Below are 24642 nucleotides of genomic sequence, written 5' to 3' on the forward strand. Positions count from 1 at the left end.
TATTCTTGATTTACAAGTCCATTCATTTTTCACCGAGAGGAGAAAACCCATGGCAACAGCAAGAAAAAAGAAGAAGGCCGCTCCCAAGAAGAGCAAGGCGAAGAAGGTGCTCAAGAAGGGCAAGCTGAAGAAGGCGGTAGCCGTCCGCAAGAGCGCGGCGAAGAAGGCTGTAAAGAAGACTGTAAAGAAGGTTGTCAGGAAGGTCGTTAAGAAGAAGACCGTCAAAAAAGCCGCTCCGAAAAAGCGGGCGCCGAAGAAGATCGCCCCCAAAAAAGTGGAAACCCCGATGGGGTCCGGCATGCCGCTTACCTTTACCCAGGACAGCGAGGAAAAAGGCGGAGGTGACGCCACCCGCGGCGGCGGCGATGCGACCCGTGGTGGTGGCGATGCCACTCGCGGCGGAGATGACGCCAGCAACTAGCTCAAGACGTACAAGCCAAACCGTTTGAACGCGTCAGGTCGACTGGCGCGTTTTTTTTCGCGTTAAATCATCCGAATTGGGTGTAAACTTGGCAGATATTTCCGGGCTTGCCCTTCCTGGCTTTAGACATATTTTATGAAGGATGGAGTCCTTTATGAACGGTTATCCCTCCGGCACAGTCACATTTTTATTCACCGATATCGAAGGTTCGACCATGCTGTGGGAACAGCACCCCGAGGCGATGAAAGCTGCGCTGGCAGAACATGACTCTGTCTTGAGGGGAGCAATTATAGACAACCTGGGATACGTCATCAAAACCACGGGGGATGGCGTTCATGCAGTCTTCGAAAAAGCGGTCGATGCGGTCAATGCCGCCATCAAGGCGCAAAAAATATTCCAAACCTCGACCAACAACGGTCGATTGCCGATCAAAATCCGCATGGGACTTCACACAGGCGAGGCGGAATTGCGCGACGGCGATTATTACGGGCAGACGCTCAACCGCGCGCAGCGCATCATGTCTGTGGGGCACGGCGGGCAGATTTTGCTTTCGGATCTTACCGCGCAGGTGGCGCGGGAACATTTGCCCAATGACGTTTCCCTGGTCGATCTGGGCGAGCATTATTTGAAAGGACTGTTCGAGGCAGAGAAGATCCATCAGGTCAACGCGGCTGAATTGCTCAAGAACTTCCCGCCGCTCAATTCGATCCCGATCGTAACGAACAACCTCCCGGCACAACTCACATCCTTCATCGGGCGCGATCGCGAAATGGCGGAGGCGGTCAAACGACTCGAAGGCGCGCGCCTGTTGACTCTCATCGGTCCGGGGGGGACGGGCAAGACCCGGTTGTCGCTTGAACTCGGCGCACATTTGCTTCCGCACTTTGTGGATGGAGTCTGGCTTGTCGAACTCGCGCCTGTTGCCGATCCAGGGTTGATCCCGCAGGCGGTGGCTTCGGTGTTGAACGTCCGCGCGCAGGCTGGCATGCCGTTGATAGGTTTCGTTCTCGATTACCTGCGAGCCAAGAATCTTCTGCTCATACTCGATAACTGCGAACATCTTGTGGAAGCCAGCGCCGCGCTCGTGGATGAGTTTCTTCACAACGCGCCGAACATAAAGATCATTGCGAGCAGCCGCGAGGCGTTGGGGATCAACGGAGAAACGGTCTACCGGGTGCCATCGCTTTCGATGCCGAACCAAGACCACGTCACGCGGGAGGCGGGATTGGGATTCGAATCGGTCCGATTGTTCGCGGACCGGGCTTCGGCGGCAAATCCCAAATTCAATCTGACGGATGATAACGCTTCTTATGTCGCCCAGATCTGTTCCCGCCTCGACGGAATCCCTTTGGCGATCGAACTGGCGGCGTCGCGCGTGAGCGCCTTCACCCCCGAACAGATCGCAAAACGACTCGACGACCGCTTTAAATTGTTGACAGGCGGTTCGCGGACGGCCCTGCCGCGTCAGCAGACCCTGCGCGCGCTGATCGATTGGAGTTACGACATCCTGAGCGCACCCGAGTGCAAACTGCTGCGGCATTTGTCGGTCTTTGCAGGTGGTTGGGTTTTCGAAGCTGCTGAAACAGTTTGTAATGACACGGATGTGCTGGAACTGTTGCCGCAGCTCGTGAACAAGTCGCTGGTGGTGATGGACGAGGAAGGCGATGAACCGCGTTATCATTTGCTCGAAACGATCCGTCAGTATGCGCGGGACAAGTTGCTCGAAGCGGGCGAAGCGGAGGAGATGCGGGACCGCCATTTGAAATATCACGTCGAACTGGCGGAAAAGGCTGAAAAGGAACTTTACAGTTCCACTGCCTTGCGCTGGGTGAATCGGCTGGAAGCGGATTACGATAACATCCGCGCCGCGTTCGAGTGGGGCATGGAGCGGGATATCGAACTGGTCCTGCGGATGGGCGGGGCGCTGCCGTATTTCTGGTTCAGGCGCGGCTACGAAGCGGAAGCTTTGAAATTACTGCGTGAAGCGCTGAAACACGCAAAGGACCTGCCCGAACGAAATGACGCTGAAGGAAGGGAAAGGAAAAGGATCATTGCCAGGACCTGGCAGGCGATGTCCTTTTTATTTTTCAGCCAGGGCGATGTCCCTGCTGCAGGCGAAGCGGCACAACAGTGCGCGGCATTGGCGCGCCAGATCGATGACATTCCCCTGCTGGCATTCGTACTGACTTTTGAAGCGGAGTCCAAGATGATGTCGGGGCATTTCGATGAAGTGGATGCCATTTTGGAGGAAATACAGGGTCTTGTCGAAGGTTCGAACAATCCCTTTGCCTTGGGCATGTTCTATGGTTCGGTCGGGACGCGCATGATGATGCTGGGTCAGGACGACGAGAAAGCCCGGGATCTATTGAAAAAAGGTCTCGAGGTATTAAAAGGGGACGATAACATCTTCGGTCACACCATGATGTTGTTTGGGATAGCCATGGCGGCGCGATACAATGGTCGCTTCACAGAAGCGAGGGCGCAATTCACGCCGCTCATGGATGTCTTCCTCAGCATGGGCGATCATCACCGCGCCAACATGGTCAAAAGCGAGTTGGCTCACATGGACCGGGCGGAAGGAAAGCACGTCAAAGCCGAAACCATGTACCGCGAGACCATCGTCGAATGGAAGCGGCTTGGTCATCGCGCGGCGGTGGCAAATCAACTGGAGTGTTTTGGCTTCATCGCCAAGGCAAAGGAACAACCCGAACTTGCCGCGACCCTCCTCGGTGCGGCGGAGGCGCTGCGCGAAAAGATCAATATTCAAATGACCGAGATGGAGCGCATGGAATATGACCGCGAGGTGGCGGATTTGATGGGTAACATGAACGAGAAGGATTTCAATGCAGCATGGAGCAGGGGCCGCGCCATGGAAATGGACGAGGCAATCCGGCTGGCGGTGGGGTAGACTGTGGCGGTCATTCTCGAAACCCCGCGGCTTGTTTTACGTCATCAACTTATCGAAGACCTTGATGACCTTTGGGCGTTGTATCAAGACCCCGATATCACGAAATACATTCCCGATGCGCCGCACAAACGCGAAGAAGCGCAGGAGGAATTGGAATGGCACATGCATGGACATCCCAGGAATCGAGAGTTGGGATTGTGGGCGACGATTCACAAAGAGACGGGGAAATTCATCGGTCGCTGCGGGTTACTCCCGTGGGAGATCGATGGGCAGAATGAGATTGAGGTGGCGTATACGATTGCGGGGGCGTATCAAGGCCATGGTTTGGGGACAGAGGCGGCGCAAGCCATCCTGAAATATGGGTTCGAGAAATTGAATCTATCGCGTCTCATCTGTTTGATCGACCCGGAGAATATCCCTTCGCAGAGAGTGGCGGAGAAGATCGGGATGAAATTCGAAAAAGAAAGCAGTGATGAATATGGACCGTTTTGGGTGTACTCGATAATAAAAGAGAAAAGTCATCTTGCCTGATCGCCGCCCAAGCGGCGTTTTTCTTCTTTTATAATCGGGTATACTTCGCCCCGCAATGACCGACCATATTCGCAACTTTTGCATTATCGCCCACGTCGACCACGGAAAATCCACGCTTGCCGACCGCCTCCTTCAACTGACGGGGACGGTATCCGAGCGTGACATGACCGAGCAGGCGCTCGACTCGATGGACCTCGAACGCGAAAAGGGAGTCACCATCAAGGCGTCGGCTGTACGCATGTTCTACGCGGCGAAAGACGGGCAAAAATATGAATTGAACCTGATCGACACGCCGGGTCACGTGGACTTCGGTTACGAGGTCAGCCGCGCGTTGAAAGCCTGCGAAGGCGCGATCCTGGTCGTTGACGCGACACAGGGCATCGAAGCGCAGACGCTTGCGAATCTCTATCAAGCGCTGGATGCCGACCTCGAGATCATTCCCATAATCAACAAGATCGATCTGCCCTCGGCTCGTCCCGACGAAGTGGCTGAGGATGTCGGCTCCCTGCTTGGGGTCCCGCCGGAAACGGTTCTGCAAGTCTCCGCCAAGGAAGGCATCAACGTCGAAGCAATCCTCGAAGCCATCATCGAAAGGGTCCCGCCGCCCAAAGATGAAGACAATGCACCTCTGCGCGCTCTGGTCTTCGATGCGCATTACGACTCATACAAGGGCGTGGTCGCATACATTCGCGTCTTTGAAGGCAGGATCAAATCGACGGACAACCTGCGCATGTTCTCGACGAAGAATGACCTGCGTCCGGTTGAGATCGGAATCTTTTCGCCGGGGATGAAACCCGTTGATTCGCTTGGGTCCGGCGAAGTGGGATATGTGGCGACAGGATTCAAAACCGTGCATGAGTGCCGCGTCGGCGATACGATGACGCTTGCCTCGTCTCCCACCGCCGAGCCTTTACCCGGATACTTCCTTCCCAAGCCGATGGTCTTCGCGGGCATCTATCCCGTCGAAGCGGATGATTACACCGAACTGCGCGACTCGCTCGAAAAATTACAGCTCAACGACGCTTCATTGACCTACCAACCCGAAACCTCGCAGGCACTTGGCTTCGGGTTCCGCGCGGGTTTCCTCGGTTTGTTCCACATGGAGATCATTCAGGAACGCATCGAGCGCGAATACCTGCTCGATGTGTTGTTCACGGCACCGTCGGTCGAATATGAAGTATTGACCAATACGAATGAAGTAGTCAAAGTGGATTCGCCCGCAGAACTGCCCGACCCCGGCACGATTGTCGAAGTGCGCGAGCCGTGGATGAACATCGAGATCATCACGCCGACGGAGTTCTATGGTCCCATCATGGATCTGGTCACCAAGCGGCGCGGCATCTTCAAACAGCAGGAGCATCCCGCCCCGCACCGTGTGCAGCTCGATTTCGAGATCCCGCTCTCCGAGATCATCGTTGATTTCTTCGACCATCTCAAATCGCGCACCAAGGGGTATGCCTCGCTCGATTATCAGTTTTTGGAATACCGCCCCGACAAGTTGCAGAAATTGGAAATCCTTGTCAATGGTGAACCTGTGGATGCGCTCGCGGCCATCGTCCACGAGAAGGAAGCATACCACAAAGGTCAACGACTCATTACCAAACTGAAGGACTTGATTCCGCGTCAGTTGTACGATGTCGCCATCCAAGCTGCATCCGGCGGGCGCATCATCAGCCGCGCCAACGTCAAAGCGACGCGCAAGGACGTGCTCGCGAAATGTTACGGCGGCGACATCACCCGCAAGAAAAAACTGCTCGAAAAACAAAAACGCGGCAAAAAGCGGCTCAAGATGGTCGGCAATGTGGAAATCCCGCAGGACGCCTTCATGGCGGTCTTGAAACTGGAAGACGAATAGTTTTGCGTAATGCGCAAAACGCAAACGCAGGGAATCAAATGTCCGAATCTCGAAACACCATAAAACGAATCCTCCCCGGCATTCTCGTCAGCATTGTGTTGATTGCGGTCATCCTTTACTTCGTGGATATCAAGACCACATTGACCGCCATGCGTAATGCAAATTATGGGCTGATTGCAATTGCCGCTTCCCTTTCCTTTGTCTGGCTGGCGGTGCGCGCCATCGTCTGGCGCACCCTGCTGCGCAACAAGCCCACATATAAGGATGTGTTCTATACCGCTGGTGAAGGCTACCTGCTCAACAACTTCCTGCCGTTTCGCCTGGGTGAAATCGGCCGCGCGTTTTTACTCAGCCGCAAATCCGGCGGTCTGACCTTTGCCGAGATCATTCCCACCATTGTCATCGAGCGCGTCGTGGATTTGATCATTTCAGCGGTTATCTTTCTCGGCGCGCTTCCTTACGTGGTCAATTCCGAGAGTTCTCCCACGCTTGGCTACGTAATCGGCGGCGTGATGCTTATGGGTTTGGTGCTCCTGTACATCCTCGCCCGCAACAACCAATGGGCATTGGACCTGTTCCATAAACTCAGCGCTCGATTCACGGCCTTGCAAAGGGTTGGCGGCAGTTTTCTCGAGTCGTTTTTTCAAGGTCTGGGCGTGCTTACTGATGGCTGGCTGTTCCTGCGCTTTCTTTTTTGGATGATCCTTAATTGGATCAGTGCCCTGGTCGCATACTACTTGATGGTCCTTGCCTTCTTTCCGGATGCAGAATTGCTTTGGGCGATTTTCGGTCTGGGCATGGCGGCTTTCGGCGGGGCGATCCCCTCCGCGCCCGGAGCCGTGGGAACATTCGAAGGCGCCGTTGTATTTGCGCTCACCCGCTTCACCGCCGATGAATCGACCGCGCTTGCAGCCGCGCTCACCATGCGTTTATATAATTATCTCAACAGCACCGTGATCGGCATGCTTGGTCTTGCCAGCGAAGGGCAAACCCTTTCGGGCGTGTACCGGCAATTGATGAATTTTAGAACTAAGGAAAAGGACAAAGAATTCAGTTAGATGTTCCCTCTTTACGACACAGCCAGGTCGCGCCGTTTCCCGTTGATGAACTGGACGCTTGTCATCCTGAACAGCCTGGTGTTCTATTATGAACTGACGCTGGGCGAATCGCAACTTGTCCGCTTCATCCATGACTGGGGGCTGATTCCCGCCCGGTTGGCATGGGACTCCCCCGATGGCTGGCTCAAGGTCCTCACCAGCATGTTCCTGCACGGAGGCTGGTTCCACATCGTCAGCAACTTGTGGATCCTGATCATCTTCGGCGACAACGTCGAAGACCGCATGGGAAGCGTGCGTTATCTCGTTTTCTATCTCCTTGGCGGCGCTTCAGCTGCGTACTTGCAGGCTTTTTTCTTCCCTTCCAGCGGGGTCCCGATGATCGGCGCGAGCGGCGCGATCGCCGGCGTGCTGGGGGCATACCTGATCCTTTACCCCAGGGCGCGGATTGCCAGCCTCGTGCCGATATTTTTCATTTTCACCCTTGTGGAATTGCCAGCCGTCATCTTCCTGGGCTTTTGGTTCGTATCGCAATTATTTTCAGGCTGGCTCGCCCTGCAGGGGGCCGTTTCAAACGGCATCGCCTGGTGGGCGCACATCGGTGGTTTCGTATTCGGCTTGCTCACCGTCAGCTTGTTTGTGCAAAGGCGTTACTAAAAAAAGACAGGAGAACTCATGAGTAGGAATTATCTAGTCACCGGCGGTGCCGGGTTTATCGGTTCGAACTATGTCCATCGCCTGTTGAAGCGCGGGGAAAAGGTTACCATTTATGACAATCTTTCGCGCACGAAGCGCAATATCGAATGGCTGAGGAATGAATTCGGGGAAAACACTTTCGATTTGGTTGTTGGGGATGTGCGAGACGCTTCGAGAATCGCTGAAGCCGCTTCAAGGTCCGATGTGATCGCGCATCTGGCGGGGCAGGTTGCGGTGACCACTTCCGTGACGAATCCCCGGGACGATTTCGAATCCAATGCGCTGGGTACTTTCAACGTCATGGAAGCCGCGCGTTTATCGGGAAGAAATCCCATCGTCATTTATGCTTCGACAAATAAAGTATACGGCGGCATGGAGGAAGTGGAGTTGTTCGAAGAGCCCACCCGCTGGCGGTACAAGGATCTGCTGAATGGCTGCCCCGAAACCCAGCCGCTCGATTTCCATTCGCCTTACGGATGTTCAAAGGGAACGGGGGACCAATATGCGCGCGATTATGCGCGGATCTACGGATTGCCCACTGTCGTCTTTCGCCAGTCCTGCATTTATGGTCCGCGCCAGTTCGGCATCGAAGACCAGGGTTGGGTGGCATGGTTCATCATCGCCGCCGTGATGGGACGGGATATCACAATTTATGGTGACGGTAAACAAGTTCGCGATATCTTATACGTCGACGATCTGATCAATGCCTACGACCTTGCCGTTGAAAAAATAGACATCGCCAGAGGTCAGGTCTATAACCTCGGCGGCGGACCCAAAAATGTCATGTCCATCTGGGCGGAATTCGGTCAGCGGCTCGAAAAACTGCTCGGCGGCACGATCGAAGTGACGCGCGGCGATTGGCGTCCCGGCGACCAAAAGGTTTTCTATGCCGATATTTCAAAGGCAAAACGCGAACTCGGCTGGGAGCCGAAGATCAACGTGGAGGAAGGGGTGACTATGTTGTTCGAATGGGTGAAGGCCAACAGGAATCTTTTCTAACGACGCGAAGAAATAAACCCCCAGAAATGAAGAGATTTGGTGTATGACCGGGAGCCGCAATCCCCGCGGCTCCCGGTCTGCGTATTACATACTTCCGAAGTATTTCTTCCAGAAGTAAACGATAACCATGCCGAGGACCACAGGTCCCAGGAAGGCGGCGAAAGAGGTGAAGAAACCCGTGAGAAAAAGCCCGACCACCGGGATCACGTTCAGGGAGGGCGCGGCGGCGGACACAATCAAAAAGCGCAAACCGAAATTCATGAGGTCGGATGAGTCGAAGTAAAAGAGGCCGACTAGGAAGCCTATGACCGCGAACACGATCGCCAGCCAGCTCAAATCCGCATTTCCAAAAACGCCGATCGCTCGCAGCGCTCCCAACAAACTGGCGACGAGAATACCGCCCACGTACAGCCATTTCCAGGCCATCTCCATGCTGTTGTCGGAAGATGTTGTCGATGCCTTGGCTGCCGGGGCTTTGGATTGGGATTTTTTACTTGTTGCCATTTTTCTCTCCTTTTTGAATGGAACCTGTTACCTATGAAAACACCTCCCCAACCCGATGGTTTCCTCATTATTGAGGAAAATTGCGTGGGTTATAATCCCCTCGCTTAATGAAAATTCTCACCGTCCTCACGTATTACCGTCCGCACACCAGCGGGTTGACCATATATGCCGAGCGCCTCGCGCGCGCCTTTGCAAAGCGCGGGCACCAGGTCACGGTGATGACCACGCAGTACGACCCGTCCCTTCCGCTCGAAGAAACAATGGACGGCGTTCGCATCCTCCGCGTGCCTGTCCTCGCGCGCGTCAGCAAGGGGGTGCTTGCGCCGACCTTTGGTCTCGTCGCCACAAAACTGGTCTGGCAGAACGATGTCGTTCAACTTCACCTGCCCCAGTTCGACGCGCCTGGCGTTGCATTACGCGCCCGTCTCTTTGGCAAACCCTCCGTCCTTACCTATCACTGCGACGTGCAGCTCCCGCAAGGGATGTTCAACCGCGTCGTGAATACCGTGCTGGATTTTCAAAACCACATGGCCGGACTCCTCGCGAATCACATCGTCACCTACACACGGGATTATGCCGATCACTCCCCCTACCTGTCGAAATACGCCTCAAAACTGACCCCGATCCTGCCGCCTGTTCAAATGCCGGATGCCAAGCCGGAAGCGGTTTCCGCGTTCTCGGAGCGATTCCACACAAAGGAACGCAAACCCGTCATCGGCATGGTCACGCGTTTCGCATCCGAGAAGGGAGTGGAAGTACTGCTCGATGCCCTGCCGATGATCCTGGAAAAATACCCGAATGCCCAGGTCCTATATGCAGGCCAGCATGAAAATGTGATGGGCGAACAGGCGTATTTCAACCGCCTGATTCCGCGCATTCGCGAATACGAACTGAAGGGACAATGGACCTTCCTCGGCAACCTCGACCCGGTTCAGCTTTCTGCTGTATATCCAAATCTGGATGTCATTACCGTTCCATCGCTAAATTCGACCGAGGCGTTTGGGCTGGTTCAGATCGAAGCGATGATGAACGGCGTGCCCAGTGTTCCATCGGCCCTGCCGGGCGTGCGTCAGCCGGTGAAGATGCACGCCATGGGGGCCGTCTCTGCGATCGGCAATGCCGCGAGTCTTGCAGCCGCCATCCTCGAAGTGCTGGATAACAAGGATAAGTATCGCGGAGATGTGGACGCCATCAAAACCGCCTACGATCCCGACTCGATTGCGCAGGAATACGAAAGATTATTCGAAAGATTAAAGAAGGGAAAATAACTTGGATGCATTAGGGATCAATATGGGATTCTTGATCGTTCAATTGGCGGCTGCGCTTTTTCTGCTTTTGCTGCCCGTCAGCGCCTTGATCGATCTCGGCAAAAAGAAACTCGGGAATTTGCCCACGGCCGTCTGGGCGCTAACCATTTGCCTTATCCCTGTTCTTGGCGCTTTGGCATACTGGATCGTCAAACCTTCCGTTGAAAGTAGAGAATAATTTGCCCAAGGATTTTCTCTTCCTCCAACTCCGCGACCTTCCCTACTTTCGCGCTTTTCTCCGCGCAATCGAGTCGTCCTACTATCAGGACCTGCCCCTGCCGTCACCGGTCTATGATGTAGGCTGCGGCGACGGCCATTTTGCTTCGCTGACTTTCGACAGAAAACTCGACGTCGGTCTCGACCCGTGGCGTTATTCGATGCGCGAAGCGAAGGAATTTGGCGCATATGAATCCCTGGTCGAGGCCGATGGCGCGCAGACTCCCTTTCCCTCAAATTATTTCGCCAGCGGGTTGAGCAATTCCGTTCTTGAGCACATTCCTCACATCGACTCCGTTCTCAAAGAAACAGCCCGCGTGCTCAAACCCGGCGCGCCTTTCTATTTTTGTGTGCCGAACCCCCGTTACTTCTCTGCCCTCTCACTGACCAAAGTTTTTGGCAGACCCTACGAAAATTGGTTCCGGAAAATTTCGCGCGTCCATCATGCGGATGAGCCGGATGTGTGGGAAAATCGTTTGAGCGATGCAGGGTTTGCCCTCGAACGATGGTGGCATTACTTCTCGCCCGCCGCGATGCGGGTGTTAGAATGGGGACATTATTTTGGATTGCCGTCTGTCCTTGCCAAAGCGCTCACCGGAAAATGGATCATCTCTCCCACCAAATGGAACCTTGCCGCGACGGAAGCGTACGTCAAAAAATACGCCTCGCCTCAAGCGGTTGAGGATGGAACGTTCACTTTTTATATTGCTAGAAAGCGATAATTTGTTATTCGTTCTTCGAATAACCTAAACCGAATATCGGGTTTCCCCCATGCCCTTCGACGAACATTATTTTTCCACGCATACTTACAAAGACATTACCTTCGCCAAATACAGCATGTATTGGTGGTCGAATCGATTCTTCGCCACATTGGCGCGGCGATATGGGCGGCGCGGAGCGCGTCTGCTCGAGGTGGGATCGGGCATGGGGCATCTCGTCGGTCAGTTATCGTCGCGGTTCGAGGCGTACGGCATGGATTTGAATCATTGGGCGGTGAGTAAATCCAAAGACGCGGCGGAGGGGGCGTCGCTGCAAGTGGCATCGGCGCAGGAATTGCCCTATAGCGATGGCGCGTTCAACACCGTGATCATCAAACATATCGTCGAACATCTGCCCGACCCGGAAAAAGCGCTGAAGGAAATTGGGCGCGTCACAGGGAAAGGCGGCGTTCTGATTCTTGCCACGCCAAACCTCGGCTCGCTGCTCAAGCCTTGGAAGGGTGATAAATGGATCGGTTACCAGGACCCGACCCATATTTCATTGAAGGAACCGGAAGAATGGCTGAGGCTGATAAAAGAAGCGGGTTTTGAATTCATCCGCGTCTTTTCCGACGGATTTTGGGATGTGCCCTATGTTCGCTTTGTGCCGAAGCAGATACAGAAATTGTTCTTCGGGTCGCTTGGCGGTTTCCAAGCCGTCACCGGCTGGGTCTTTCTGCCGATGCGCTGGGGGGAAAGCATTATCGTGATTGCAAGGAAGAAATGATAAAAATGGTATAGAATCGCGGTACGGATTACGCGTCCTATTGCGTAATCCGTAATTCATAATGACGCCCGCCGTGAACAATATGGAACACGAACCCGCTCCCGAAAAAGAACCCACCGTTCTCGATCTGTATAAATCCCTTACGAAGGACTGGAATACGTTCTTCACGTTCATCCGTTCGCTATGGGATGCCCGCCGCCGCGAGGAATTCGACCGTGCGCTGGCGTACGAGGCGGCTCAGAACGCAGCCGCGGAACAAGTCCTCGAACCGGTCCGCCTCACGACCTTCCCCTGGCGGGCTGTGCTGGCGTTCGGCCTGGCGCTATGCGCGCAGGCCATGGTCGAGCCGCCGCTCCGCCTCGGGATGATCTCAGTAGTGATCTATCTCGCCGCAATCGGTGTCGGCTTATGGTCGTATCGTTCCAACGAATGGCATCTGCCCGAGATGCCCGCTTCCTGGCGCATGGCCGACCCATTTTCCGTTCGACTGGTTCCACTGATTTTGGCGGCGATATTGGGCGTCTCTGCCTTTCTGGCATTCGGGGAGGAAAAATTCAATGCCACCAACACTTCCTTGTGGCTTTTATCCTTGGGGCTATTGGTTTACAGCTTCTGGGTGCGAACGCCAAGTGTTCTGATCCGGGAAGAAAACGCAGTCAGCCCGACCAAGGTCTGGACCTGGGGCGGAGCCGAACTCAAAATACAAAACTTCGAGATCGTTCGCAACAAATGGCTTCGCTACGGCCTGCTTGCGGCTGTGATCGTCATTGCGGTTTTCTTCCGCCTGCATCAACTCAACGAAGTTCCCATCGAGCCGTTCAGCGACCATGCCGAAAAAATCCTCGACGTATACGAGATCACTTCGCTTGGCAATACCAATATTTTCTTCGAGCGCAACACGGGTCGCGAAGCCTTTCAAATGTATTGGACCCTGCTGGTCCTCAACGTCTTTAATACAGGCTATACCTTCTTCAGCCTTAAATTGGGCACGGTCCTGCTCGGCATTCTCACCCTTCCCTTCATGTACATGCTTGGAAGGGAATTCGGGAATGCGCGCGTCGCTCTCTTTGTGCTTTTCCTCTTTGGAGTAGCCAGCTGGCCCAACATCATTTCACGGATCGGTTTGCGCTTCCCGCTATACCCGCTGTTCGCCGCGCCCACGCTTCTTTATCTCATCCGCGGCCTGCGGACCCAGAACCGTAACGACTTCATCCTCGCCGGTCTCTTTCTCGGACTCGGTTTGCACGGTTACAGCCCCTTCCGCATTGTCCCGATCCTGGTGGTCGTTGCGTTTTTGTTTTACTTTCTTCATACGAAATCCGGCGAAGACCGCCGCCGCGCGTTCTTCTGGTTCCTGCTGGTGGTCGTCGTTTCGGTCTTTGTTTTTTCGCCGCTCTTGCGATATTGGATCGCTCACCCCGACCATTTTGGATATCGCGCTTTCACACGCCTGAGCAGCGTGGAAACTCCGCTGCCCGGTCCCGCATGGCAGATCTTCCTTTCGAACATGTACAAAGGATTGTTGATGTTCAACTGGGACGACGGCGAGATCGGCACGCATTCCGTCACGCACCGCCCCGCATTGGATGTGATCACGGCCTCCTTGTTCTTGATAGGGCTGGTCTTTGTCGTTGTGCGTTACATCCGCCAGCGTGATTGGCGCGATCTGTTCTTGCTGGCATCCATTCCAATTCTGATTCTGCCGTCCGTGCTTTCGCTGGCGTTCCCTGGTGAGAATCCCGCCTTGAACCGCGCCGGAGGCGCTTCGGTGGTGGTGTTCGTGATGGCGGCGATGGCGCTCGATGGATTGGTGACCAGTATCGGGTCCGGGATGAAGCGCAAGATCATCGCCTACAGTATGGTGGGAATCCTATTCGCAGGCGTTGCGTATTCCAATTACGATATCGTCTTCAATAAATTTTCGACATCGTTTGCGGCGGCGCATTGGAACTCGTCCGAGATGGGCGAGGTCATTACCGATTTCAGGAACAAATACGGCGGGACAGATACGGTCTGGATCGTGCCTTATCCATATTGGGTGGATACCCGCCTGCCGGGCATTTACGCAGGCGTGCCGGATCGAGATTTTGCCATTTGGCCCGATCGTTTCTCGGACAGTCTTGCTTACCCTCCGCCCAAGATGTTCATCTATTGGAATGCGGACACGGAAACTGAGAGGCTTCTCAGGGAACTCTACCCGAACGGCAAAGTCACCCGCTATACTTCGGCGTTCCCCGGCAAAGACTTTTTTATCTTTTTAGTGGAGCAGTGAATCAGGTGACAGTCACTTTCAAAGTGACTGTCACTTATGCAAAACATCATGACCAGCAAAAAACACTCGTGGCTGTACGACGTACTCCTAATTTTCGTCCTGCTCCTGGCGGGATTTTTGCGACTCGGCGGCAACAACTGGGGTGAAGGCTATCATCAGCACCCCGACGAATTATTTTTGATGGGCGTTCTCGATAACCTGCGCGCCAAAGTCTGCGCACAACCAGCGGAGATTCCCGTGGATGCCTGCCCGCCCGAGGATCGCCGCTGGATGAATCCCGGCGAATATTTCGACAGCTCGAAATCGACGCTCAATCCCTATAACCGCGGATATGCATTCTTCGTCTACGGCAACCTGCCGATGACGCTCACGCGCATCCTCCTGGAAGCGACGGGGAATGATGAAATCGGCACATCGAAATTTTTTGCGCGGCAGGTGTCCGCCCTTGCCGACCTGTTCTCCATCTTCTTCCTGTACTTGTTGGTGTCTCGTCTGTATGGGCGCAAAGTGGGGGTGCTGGCTGCTTTGTTTTCATCGCTGGCGGTGATGCAGATTCAACAATCGCATTATTTTACGTCCGACCTTTTCGTGAATTCGTTCCTTTTCCTTGCCCTGTGTTTTGCTGTGGGGATTTTGGAATGGAAGGGCGCGGGAAGTGATGAGGAAATAGTTGATCGTGAAAAGGGAATCGTGGATGGCGGGGATATCCAGCCTTTGCGCGTTGCTTCCCGCTTGTCTTTGATCACCAGTCTTTTCAAACAACCGCTTTTCTATCTCTCCGCGGGCTTTGGCTTCGCGCTCGGCATGGCGATGGCGTCCAAGATCAATGCCGCGGCGATGGCGGTCGTTCTTCCGTTCGCGTTCTTCGTCCGCTGGCTGGTTCACGACCGTAAAAAAAACCTGACGACTGGATACTGGTCGTTGATCATTCTATCGCTTGTGGCTGGCGGACTCGCCTGCATCCTTTCCTTCCGCATCTTCCAGCCTTACGCCTTCGACGGCTTGATGCTCGACAAGGGATGGATCGCGGGAATCTCGGAACAACGCCTGCAAGCCACCGGAAGGGCAGACCTGCCATGGAATCTTCAATGGGCGCGCCGTTCGCACCTGTATTCATTCGAGAATCTCACCTTGTGGGGGCTTGGGCTTCCGCTCGGCATTCTGGCGTGGGCGGGATTCCTGTATATGGGCTGGCGCGTCTTCAAAGGCGAATACCGCCATCTTCTACTTTGGGGTTGGACGGCATTCTATTTCACCTGGCAATCGCTTCAGTTCAACGCCACCATGCGTTATCAATTGCCGATCTATCCCCTGCTTTGCATGATGGCAGCTTGGGTGTTGTTCGAGTTCCCGAAACAGTTTAAATTCCGTAATACATATTCCGTAATGCGTTATTTAACCGCAGGGGTTGGCACGGTTGTCCTCGCCCTCACCGCCATCTGGGCGTTCGCCTTCCAAAGCATTTACCTGCGCGACGAGACTCGCATGGCGGCCTCGCGTTGGATGTTCCAGAACGTGCCATCATCGGTCAACCTTGTCGTCGAAACAGGCCACAATGCATACAGCCAGCCTCTGGCAGTATTACCGGGCTTTCCAATCGTGAACGGGACTCCCTACACAATTCCCTTCATCCCGAAAGAGGACGGCGCATTGACCGAAGTGACTTTTGCATATGCCCGCGACGATTCCGGGATACCCGCCCCGGTCAACCTGACCCTCACTTCCGCCTCACAACCGGACCTTGTGCTGGGTCGCGCCTCCACGATGTTGGATACCTCTCGGACGACGAATCCGCGCGGCGTGCCGTTGACGTTTACTTTCGATAAGGTCATCCCGCTTTCCACGAAAGAGTCTTACACCATCAGTATCGAAACACTCGGTCAGGCTCTCTTCATCCAAGGCTCGGCTGTCGTCAACGAATCGGATTACGACTGGGGCCTGCCGTTCCGTATCGACGGACACGATCCCTACGGCGGGATGTACAGCAACGACGACCTTGTTTTGCAGGTCTATTGGCCCGACGACGCCAATAAACTTAACCGGTTCGTCGAAATCCTGTCAAAAGCGGATTACATTGTCATTCCCACCAACCATCAATACGGGCAGATCACACGTTTGCCGGAGCGTTATCCGCTTACGACACTCTATTACCGCGAATTGATCGGTTGTCCTGAAGGCGAAGAGATCATCGAATGCTATCGTGTCGCCCAGCCTGGAACGTATGAAGGCAGGCTTGGATTCGAACTGGCGTCGGTTTTTGAGTCGTACCCGACATTGGGCGGTATCGTCATTAACGACCAGCGGGCGGAGGAAGCTTTCACTTTTTACGACCACCCGAAGGTGATGATCTTCAGGAAAACGGATACGTTCACCACAGACCGGGTTCGCGCAATACTCGGCTCGGTGGATTTGTCCAAGGTCGTTCCGCTCACGCCGACCCAGTTCAGCGATTTCAAAACGCTGATGCTGCCGGAGTCGCGCCTGGCGAGTCAGCGCGCGGGCGGGACGTGGTCGCAGTTGTTCGATTATGACTGGCTTCAGAACAAATATCCGCTTCTGGGTGTGTTGCTTTGGTACACATTCCTCTTCGTCCTTGGCGTATTCGCCTATCCAATTGCGAGATTGGCTCTGCCGGGCTTGAGGCAATATTCGTATGCACTGGGCAGGATTGTCGGCCTGGTCCTGCTTGCGTGGCTGGCATGGATGGGCGGTTCGCTCGGTGTGCCGTACACGCGGATCAGTATCGGCGTGGCATTCGGTCTGGTGGCAGTGACAGGCATCGGCTTATGGATGAGGCGCAGGGCGGAATTCAAAGAGGATTGGAATTCTCAACGTCAGTTTTTCGTGATGGTGGAGATCGTCTTCCTGGTATTTTTCCTGATCGACCTGCTCATCCGGCTGGGAAATCCGGATATGTGGCACCCGTCCAAAGGCGGCGAACGTCCGATGGATTTCTCGTATTTCAACGCGGTCTTGAAGAGCACGAGTTTCCCGCCGTACGATCCCTGGTACGCGGGCGGATATATCAACTATTACTATTACGGCTTTGTACTGGCAGGGACGCCGGTGAAACTGCTCGGTATCGTTCCTTCGATTGCCCACAATTTGATTTTACCGACGTGGTTCGCGCTGGTGGCACTGGGCGCATTTATGATCGGGTTTGGTGCGGTTGAACACCGCGGGTTGGAAGTTGGAAGTGGACAACCTTCACCCTTCAACCTTCAACTTGTAACCGGTTTTGCCGCTTCTCTTTTGACCGTCCTGCTCGGCAATCTGGGGACGATCCAATTATTGTTCAGCGCGTTCCAACGCGTTGCAGCGCCGGGCGGGGTCATTCCTGCCGGTGCCGGTTTCTTTCAGCGTTGGTCCTGGGCATTCCAGGGGGCATGGAAAGTAATAACCGAAAATGTGACTCTGCCCATCGCGCGCGGAGATTGGTATTGGTTCCCCAGCCGCGTCATCCCGCCGGGACCCGGCAACGAGATCACGGAATTCCCGCTGTTCACGTTCCTGTACAGCGACCTGCATGCGCATATGCTGGTGATGCCGCTGGCGTTGTTCATCATCGCCTGGGCGCTGGCATTCGTACGCGGACGCGCGCAGTTGACCCGCGGCGAGTGGTTCGCGTCCTTTGCCATTGGTGCGTTGATGATCGGCGCATTGAAGCCAACGAACACTTGGGATTTGTATACTTATTTTCTTTTAGCCGCAATTTCCGTCGCGTATACGATCATCCGTTATTTCAACTTGAAGGGCGATCTCAACGCTCACGCCTGGCTGGTCAAAACCGGATTGGCGCTTGCCGCATCTGCTCTTTTGTATATTCTCGGGTCGCTTTTCTATCTGCCATTCACTCAGTGGTTCGGGCAGGCGTACAACTCGGTTTCCTTCTGGCAGGCTTCGCGGACCTCTCTTTCATCGTATTTCACTCAGTGGGGTCTGTTCCTGTTCATCATCACAGCCTGGCTGGTTTGGGAGACCCGCGAGTGGATGGCGGCAACGCCTGTCTCGCATTTGAAGCGCCTGCGCCGGTATGCCGTCCTGCTCGAGATCGCTCTTGCGGCGTTCATCGCGTTGTTCGTATTCTTCATCGTGGAGAAGGCGGTCATCGGCTTTCTCGCTCTTCCACTGGCTTTCTGGTCTGCGCTTCTCATCCTGCGCCCCGACCAGAACGACGCGAAGCGTTTCGTGCTCTTTCTCACCGGCACGGCATTGACCATCACCATCGCCGTTGAGTTTATCGCGCTTGTCGGCGACATCGGGCGCATGAACACCATCTTCAAGTTGTATTTGCAGGCGTGGATGATGTTTGCCGTCAGCGCGGCTGCGGCGTTTGGCTGGCTCCTGCCCGCTTTTTCGCAATGGCGTTTGAAGTGGCGCGCCGTTTATCAGACCGGGGTGTACATCCTGCTGGCTTGCGCCTTCATGTTTACCCTCACCGCCGCCACCGACAAGATCAGCGACCGGATGAATCCCGACGCGCCGCATTCCCTCGATAGTATGGAATTCATGGCGCACTCCCAGCACTGGGATGGGCAAATGATGGATCTGGTTGAAGATTATCGCGCCATCCGCTGGATGCAGGATAACGTGCAGGGTTCGCCTGTCATCGCCGAGGCAAATTGCACGGAATACCGCTGGTGCACGCGATTTACCATTTACACGGGCCTGCCGGGCGTCATCGGCTGGAATTGGCATCAGCGCCAGCAGCGCGGAATTTTTGCGCCGCAGGTCGAGGAACGCGTGCGCGAGGTCAGCGGGTTCTATACAAACCCCGACATTGCTGTTGCACTCGCCTTCATCGATAAGTATGATGTTCAATACATCGTCGTTGGCCAGTTGGAACGGAATGTCTATTCTGCCCTGCCCGATATCCCGGATGGACTGGAGAAGTTCCCTGCATATGAAGGCACGTATTGGGACGCTGTCTATCAAGACACAAACACGACAATCTATGAAGTCAAGTAGCGATCGTAATCACTCAAGCGAGGAACCATCATGATTCTCCACATCACCTCCAAACACGAATGGTCCGCCGCGCAGTCGAGAGGCGAATACACCTCGCCAAGCCTTTCCGCAGAAGGTTTCATCCATTTTTCGACCGATAAACAGGCGGTCAATGTCGCGAACGCCTTCTATCGCGGACGAACCGATCTGATCCTTTTGGTGGTGGATGAAACGAAACTCGATGCCGAACTCAAATGGGAAGCGCCCGCCGGACCTCCGGCGGAGAATATCTCTGAAGCAGACCTTTTCCCGCATCTCTACGGACCTCTCAACCTGAACGCCGTCGCCTCCGTCCTCGACTTTCAGCCCGATCCCGCCACCGGAACGTTCACCCTTCCAAATCTCTAACTCCTGATGACCGCTTTCCTCTCCTGGTATCTCATCCTTACCCTGCTTGGCTGGTTGACCTTTCCCTTGGTCTACCATCTCTTCCCTGCTCTCACGGACCGCGGCTACACCCTCGCCCGCACGGCAGGATTATTGATCTGGGGTTACGCCTTCTGGTTGTTCACATCTCTCGGGTTTACCCGCAACGACCCTGGTGGCATTCTTTTTGCCCTTGCAACTCTTATCGCGCTCAGCATCTGGTCGCTGATCACTCATTACTCATCACTCGTCAATTTCGTACGCTCCAATATTCCCCTCATTCTCACAACCGAAATCCTGTTTCTTATAGCGTTCGCCTTCCTTGCATTTGCCCGATCGGCCAATGCCGAACTGGCCAGCACGGAAAAACCGATGGAGTTGATGTTCATAAATTCCATTATGCGCTCTGAAACCTTCCCGCCGCAGGACGCCTGGCTTTCGGGATACGCCATTTCCTATTATTACTTCGGCTATGTGATGACCGCCATGCTTGCCAGCCTCTCATCCATTCCGGGCAGTCTGGCGCATAACCTGATGACGTCGCTCGTCTTTGCCCTCGGAGCGATCGGCTCGTTTGGCATCGTCTACAATCTTTTAGACCGAAGACCAAAGACCGAAGACGGTGAAGCGATCCACCGTCCATCGTCCATTTTCCATGGTCTGCTGGCGCCTCTCTTTCTCCTTCTTGTATCCAATTTCGAGACCGTCCTCGAAGTCCTCCATCGTCGCGGACTATTTTGGAGCAAAAACTCCGACGGAACGTTCACCAGCGCATTTTGGACCTGGCTCGACATGAAGGAACTTTCTCAGCCGCCGGTCGAACCGTTCGGCTGGATCCCCGAACGTTATCTCTGGTGGTGGCGCGCGTCGCGCGTGATTCAAGACTACGACATGATCGGCGTCCATCGCGAAGTGATCGACGAATTCCCCTTCTTCTCTTTCCTGCTCGGCGACCTGCATCCGCATGTCCTGGCAATTCCCTTTGGCCTGCTCGCCATCTCCGTGGCATTGAACGTCTTTCTTGGCGGCTGGAAGGACCGCAATACATCGTTCATCGCCGCGCGGCTGGACTTCAAACCGGCAGGGTTTTTCTTTGCCGCGCTTGTCCTTGGCGGCCTCGCCTTCCTCAACACCTGGGATATTCTCATCGCCGCTGCGTTGATAGTCTTTGCATACATTCTTTGGCGCGCGAATGAAAATGGCTGGAACGGCTCGCGTTTCGAGGACATATTCATCCTCGGCATTCCACTGGGAGTATTCTCCCTGCTTCTTTACCTTCCCTTCTATCTCGGTTTCTCTTCCCAGGCAGGCGGCATCCTGCCGAACTTCATGTACCCCACGCGCGGAACACATTTTTGGGTAATGTGGGGGACTCTGCTCATCCCGATCTTTATCTTTCTTCTTTATTTGTGGAGGAAGAGCCCGGCTCGTCCGAACTGGAAACTGGGATTCACCATTGGGCTTGGTCTTACCTTTGTCCTCGGTCTGCTCACCTTCCTGCTCGGACTCATCGGTTCCATCGTCGAGAAAGGCCTCGTGGACGCCACGCTTGCCTCCTATAACATGACCGCCTCGCAGTTCCTCGCGGCAACCTCCCTCCGGCGGCTGAGGCATATCGGGAGTCTAATAACGTTGCTTGCAGTGTTGATTCCCGCGGTCGCTTTCCTCTTCTCCAAATCCAATCCCGCAGATGAAAGACCCGAGACAAGCGGTGATCCCCGTTCGCTTTCCGGTTTGGGTTTTGTGCTGCTTCTTACTGTCCTTGGAGCAGTTCTCATCCTCGCACCGGAATTCGTATTCCTGCGGGACCAGTTCGGTTATCGGATCAACACTGTTTTCAAGTTCTACTACCAGGCATGGATGCTTTGGAGCCTCGTCGCTGCGTTCGGGGTCGGATATCTTGCGCAATCCCTGCGCGGATTCACCTTTGCAAATGTCGGTTTTCGCCTCGCAACCGGTTTGGTGGTCTTCTGCGGCTTGCTTTATCCCGTCTTTGGCTTGATGACCAAGACGGAAAACTTCAACCCGTACTTCGGATACAACCTCGACGACTTTGCCCGCATCCAGCGCGAAAACCCCGACGATGCGGCGGGGATCGAATTCCTCATGACCCAACCTGAAGGGGTGGTTGCCGAAGCGGTGGGGGGAAGCTACAGCTATTATGGGCGCATTTCGACGTTCACGGGATATCCCACCGTTCTTGGTTGGCCCGGTCACGAAGCGCAATGGAGAGGCGGCTACGAGTTACACGGCTCTCGCGAAAACGACATCCTGACCCTTTACGCCACTGCCCGTTGGGAGGAGGCTAAGACCATCATCGAAAGATATAATATCCGTTATATCTTCATCGGGAATCTGGAAAGGAATTCCATGCCGGTGAACGAGGAAAAGTTCGCGATCAATCTTACGCCGGTCTTCCAACAGGGCGGGACGGTCATTTACGAAGCACCGTAACCGTTCGTTCCAAACCTGCTTCAAGTAAAATGTGGCTGTCGCGCGCCGCCCAATGTCGAGCGGGCGGGAGAATCAACCAGTCATGCAATTTCCTCTGAGCAGCAACTCTAAAATGACAAGCCTCCTTAAGTGGATCGCTGTCGCGATGTTATCCATCGCATTCATCGCATCGCTGTTTGTCGCACCGCCCGGCGTCGAATTCGTCCGGGGATTTTTTGAGTTTGGTCTGGATCGCATCCTGTTTCTCCTCGTTATTTTTACGATGCTTTTCAAACTGAAAGGATTTGCCGGAAAGGCGCTGACCTTCACATTTGTCCTTGCCTTGTTCTGCATGCCCCTGCTCTATAAATGGCAGACCGCGGATTATTATTCAGCCCTCGGCGGGTTGATTCCAATGCGCGATGCCAATTCGTATTATCAGGAAGCGCAGAATCTAATTCACGGATTTTCTTTCACCGGGAGCGCATCCTTCCGGCCCGTTTACACGTCGTTTCTTGCAACTGTCATGAGGGTGGTGAACGGCAATTTGCAATCGGCTCTATTCGTTCTTGTCATCCTGAATGGGCTTGGCGTATATATTGCGGCGCGCGAGATCCGGCGCATATTCAATGGCGGAATCGCATCCGCCGTTTTTGTTGTCATCGGTTACATGTTCTACCGCCGCTTCGGCGGGACTCTCTTGACTGAAAACCTCGGTTTTTGCCTTGGGGCATTTGCCCTCGTATTTTTGGTCCGCGGCGCAGCGGAAAGAAATTTGAAACATCTTCTTTTTGGATTGTTCCTTTTGACAACCGGGCTCAATGCCCGGGCAGGCGCTTACTTGGTCCTGCCCTTGCTGGCGTTATGGATGGGGCTGTCTCTTCGCCAGTTGAACGGATTTTGGCGACCATTCGTCCTTGGTATGCTGGTTGTTGTCATCGGCATGGCGGCAAACTCGGTTTTGAATCGACTGGTCAGCGCGGCGCCGTCTGCGGCATTCTCGAACTATTCATACACGTTGTACGGGATCGCCGTTGGAAATAAAGGCTGGGAACAGGCCGGCATCGACCACCCAGATGCCAGCCCGGCTGAGGTTTATGAGCTTGCGTTCCGGTCCATACGCGAGAACCCGTCTCTCTTCGCCCGCGGCGTTGCCGGAGCATATGCGGATTTTTTTATCGCTTCGAAGGGCGCGTTCAGTTTTCTTTTGATGAAGCACGACCGCAATGACATTGCAAATACTGTCCTGTGGATATTGACTTTCACCGGTCTGATTTCCGGGCTCATACACCGGCAGCAATCGGAGTATAGTATCTCGTTTGTTTTTTTCTTCGGCATCTTGTTTTCGGTGGCATTGGTCCCGCCCGCCGATTCGACCCAGATGCGCGCCTATGCCGCAACCATTCCGATGACCTGTTACATTGTCGCGATGGGAGTCGCATTACCGGGGAAATTCCTGCCGGGAGCGAAGGACCAGCTTTCGGCGGGGAATGAGGCGGGGCTTTCCATCCCATTGGTGTTGAGCGTGATCATCCTTGCCTCCTCTTTCATCCTGCCAGTTTTGATAAAAATGACGGGACAGCCTCCCAAGCCCAACCCGGTCATCGATTGCGTGGTTGGCAGGCAAAAACTTGTGTTTGTGATTGCAGGAGGGTCAAGTATTACGCTTGAGTCTGAAAGAGAAAATTCGATTGTTCCCAATCTCGACCAACTCCGGTTTTATGGAAAGCTCGTCAACCCTGAACAGCAATTAACGCCGGAAGAAAAGGAAATGGTGCTCCAACTGGAACCGGGGACGACCATCACAATACCAAGGATGGTACTTGATGATTTCGATACTCCGCCTTTATCCGTGAGCAGTTTTGTGATCACAAAAGGGATACCGAAGGCAGGGGTTTATACCTGGTGTGTGGAGGAACCGCAATATCCCGGTTTTTACACCGCGCCTGAACCTGAATATCAGGTTGTGGATTCGGGTTCACTATCGGCTTCGGCGCAAGCGCTCATTCGGTCTCTCCGCTCGGGAGGATTGTGGCTTGTTTTCGGCACTCTCTATGTATCGATGATCGGATTCTGGAAACTTCCCGCCCGGAAAATGCCGTTGGGCATTGTGTCGGCTGTTTTTATGGCTTGCGGTTTGTTGATGATTTTGCATATGACCGGCCTCCTTCCGCTTGCATGGGAGCGGAGAATCATCGAGCCGGAAAAGATCCAGCACCGTGATGGATTTATGTACGCATACAACACAGGCGACAGCCGAATCAGCGACACGAACTACAGGGATTACCCTACCTATTTGTATGAAAATGGGGTTCTGCTCTATCAGCCGCATGAAAGCCAGTCGTTCATCATCGAACTGGGAAGGGGCAGTTACATCTTGAAGGAAAAATTCCTGTTTTTCTCCGCATCCGACAACAGCGACCCGGAGACGAACGGCAGAAAGTATGAACTCGAATATCCAGCTCGAATCCGCTTGCGCTATCAATGGCTTGGCTTTGGTGCCGGCTTGGCGGGGCTTTTCATGTATTTCCTCATTCGCAAGCCGGACCTTCACCGCAAGGATGGTTAAGGTAAAATCACCGCCGCT

17 protein-coding genes are annotated in these 24642 nt (G+C 54.4%); 16 read left to right on the forward strand and 1 reads right to left on the reverse strand.

The window, feature by feature from the left end:
* The first annotated feature begins 49 nt into the window (after nt 1-49).
* The 7 genes from HS100_06450 (at nt 50) to HS100_06480 (ending at nt 8465) form a co-directional block, all read left to right on the forward strand.
* A complete protein-coding gene (locus HS100_06450) occupies nt 50-421 on the forward strand; it encodes a hypothetical protein (GenBank protein ID MBE7433536.1) in 372 nt (123 codons plus the stop codon).
* A gap of 154 nt (nt 422-575) precedes the next feature.
* On the forward strand, nt 576-3329 hold the full coding sequence (locus HS100_06455; GenBank protein MBE7433537.1) for an adenylate/guanylate cyclase domain-containing protein: 2754 nt from the start codon (nt 576-578) through the stop codon (nt 3327-3329).
* Between the two features lie 3 nt (nt 3330-3332).
* Nucleotides 3333-3860: a GNAT family N-acetyltransferase gene (locus tag HS100_06460; protein MBE7433538.1), complete on the forward strand. Its 528-nt coding sequence runs from the start codon at nt 3333-3335 to the stop codon at nt 3858-3860.
* 55 nt (nt 3861-3915) lie between these two features.
* Entirely contained in the window at nt 3916-5715 is a 1800-nt protein-coding gene (lepA, locus tag HS100_06465; GenBank protein ID MBE7433539.1) for an elongation factor 4, read from the forward strand.
* Between the two features lie 38 nt (nt 5716-5753).
* Nucleotides 5754-6773 (forward strand): flippase-like domain-containing protein, encoded by a 1020-nt coding sequence (locus HS100_06470; protein ID MBE7433540.1) that lies wholly within the window; start codon nt 5754-5756, stop codon nt 6771-6773.
* Nucleotides 6774-7427, forward strand: a complete 654-nt coding sequence (locus HS100_06475) for a rhomboid family intramembrane serine protease (GenBank protein MBE7433541.1) — start codon at nt 6774-6776, stop codon at nt 7425-7427.
* An 18-nt stretch (nt 7428-7445) separates the two neighbouring features.
* The gene (locus HS100_06480; protein MBE7433542.1) at nt 7446-8465 is read left to right on the forward strand and encodes a GDP-mannose 4,6-dehydratase; all 1020 of its coding nucleotides are present in this window, start codon (nt 7446-7448) and stop codon (nt 8463-8465) included.
* An 84-nt stretch (nt 8466-8549) separates the two neighbouring features.
* Here the strand turns inward: HS100_06480 and HS100_06485 are convergent, their stop codons facing one another.
* Nucleotides 8550-8969 carry a hypothetical protein gene (locus tag HS100_06485; protein MBE7433543.1) on the reverse strand — a complete coding sequence of 140 codons (420 nt, stop codon included), beginning with the start codon at nt 8967-8969 and terminating at the stop codon, nt 8550-8552.
* Between the two features lie 107 nt (nt 8970-9076).
* On the opposite strand from HS100_06485, the gene HS100_06490 reads away from it, so the two are divergent.
* The 9 genes from HS100_06490 to HS100_06530 all read left to right on the forward strand — a co-directional run bounded on the left by HS100_06490 (nt 9077) and on the right by HS100_06530 (nt 24624).
* Entirely contained in the window at nt 9077-10237 is a 1161-nt protein-coding gene (locus tag HS100_06490; protein ID MBE7433544.1) for a glycosyltransferase family 4 protein, read from the forward strand.
* Between the two features lies 1 nt (nt 10238).
* The gene (locus tag HS100_06495; GenBank protein ID MBE7433545.1) at nt 10239-10454 is read left to right on the forward strand and encodes a PLDc N-terminal domain-containing protein; all 216 of its coding nucleotides are present in this window, start codon (nt 10239-10241) and stop codon (nt 10452-10454) included.
* Nucleotide 10455: 1 nt separating this feature from the next.
* A complete protein-coding gene (locus HS100_06500) occupies nt 10456-11214 on the forward strand; it encodes a class I SAM-dependent methyltransferase (GenBank protein MBE7433546.1) in 759 nt (252 codons plus the stop codon).
* Between the two features lie 49 nt (nt 11215-11263).
* Nucleotides 11264-11977, forward strand: a complete 714-nt coding sequence (locus HS100_06505; protein ID MBE7433547.1) for a methyltransferase domain-containing protein — start codon at nt 11264-11266, stop codon at nt 11975-11977.
* Between the two features lie 82 nt (nt 11978-12059).
* A complete protein-coding gene (locus HS100_06510) occupies nt 12060-14249 on the forward strand; it encodes a glycosyltransferase family 39 protein (protein MBE7433548.1) in 2190 nt (729 codons plus the stop codon).
* Nucleotides 14250-14297: 48 nt separating this feature from the next.
* Nucleotides 14298-19217: a glycosyltransferase family 39 protein gene (locus HS100_06515; protein MBE7433549.1), complete on the forward strand. Its 4920-nt coding sequence runs from the start codon at nt 14298-14300 to the stop codon at nt 19215-19217.
* 30 nt (nt 19218-19247) lie between these two features.
* Entirely contained in the window at nt 19248-19604 is a 357-nt protein-coding gene (locus tag HS100_06520) for a DUF952 domain-containing protein (GenBank protein MBE7433550.1), read from the forward strand.
* Nucleotides 19605-19610: 6 nt separating this feature from the next.
* A complete protein-coding gene (locus HS100_06525; protein MBE7433551.1) occupies nt 19611-22076 on the forward strand; it encodes a hypothetical protein in 2466 nt (821 codons plus the stop codon).
* Nucleotides 22077-22188: 112 nt separating this feature from the next.
* Nucleotides 22189-24624, forward strand: a complete 2436-nt coding sequence (locus HS100_06530; protein MBE7433552.1) for a hypothetical protein — start codon at nt 22189-22191, stop codon at nt 24622-24624.
* The last annotated feature ends 18 nt before the right edge of the window (nt 24625-24642 follow it).

The sequence above is a fragment of the Anaerolineales bacterium genome (assembly GCA_015075725.1).
In the GTDB taxonomy this organism is placed as follows: domain Bacteria; phylum Chloroflexota; class Anaerolineae; order Anaerolineales; family Villigracilaceae; genus Villigracilis.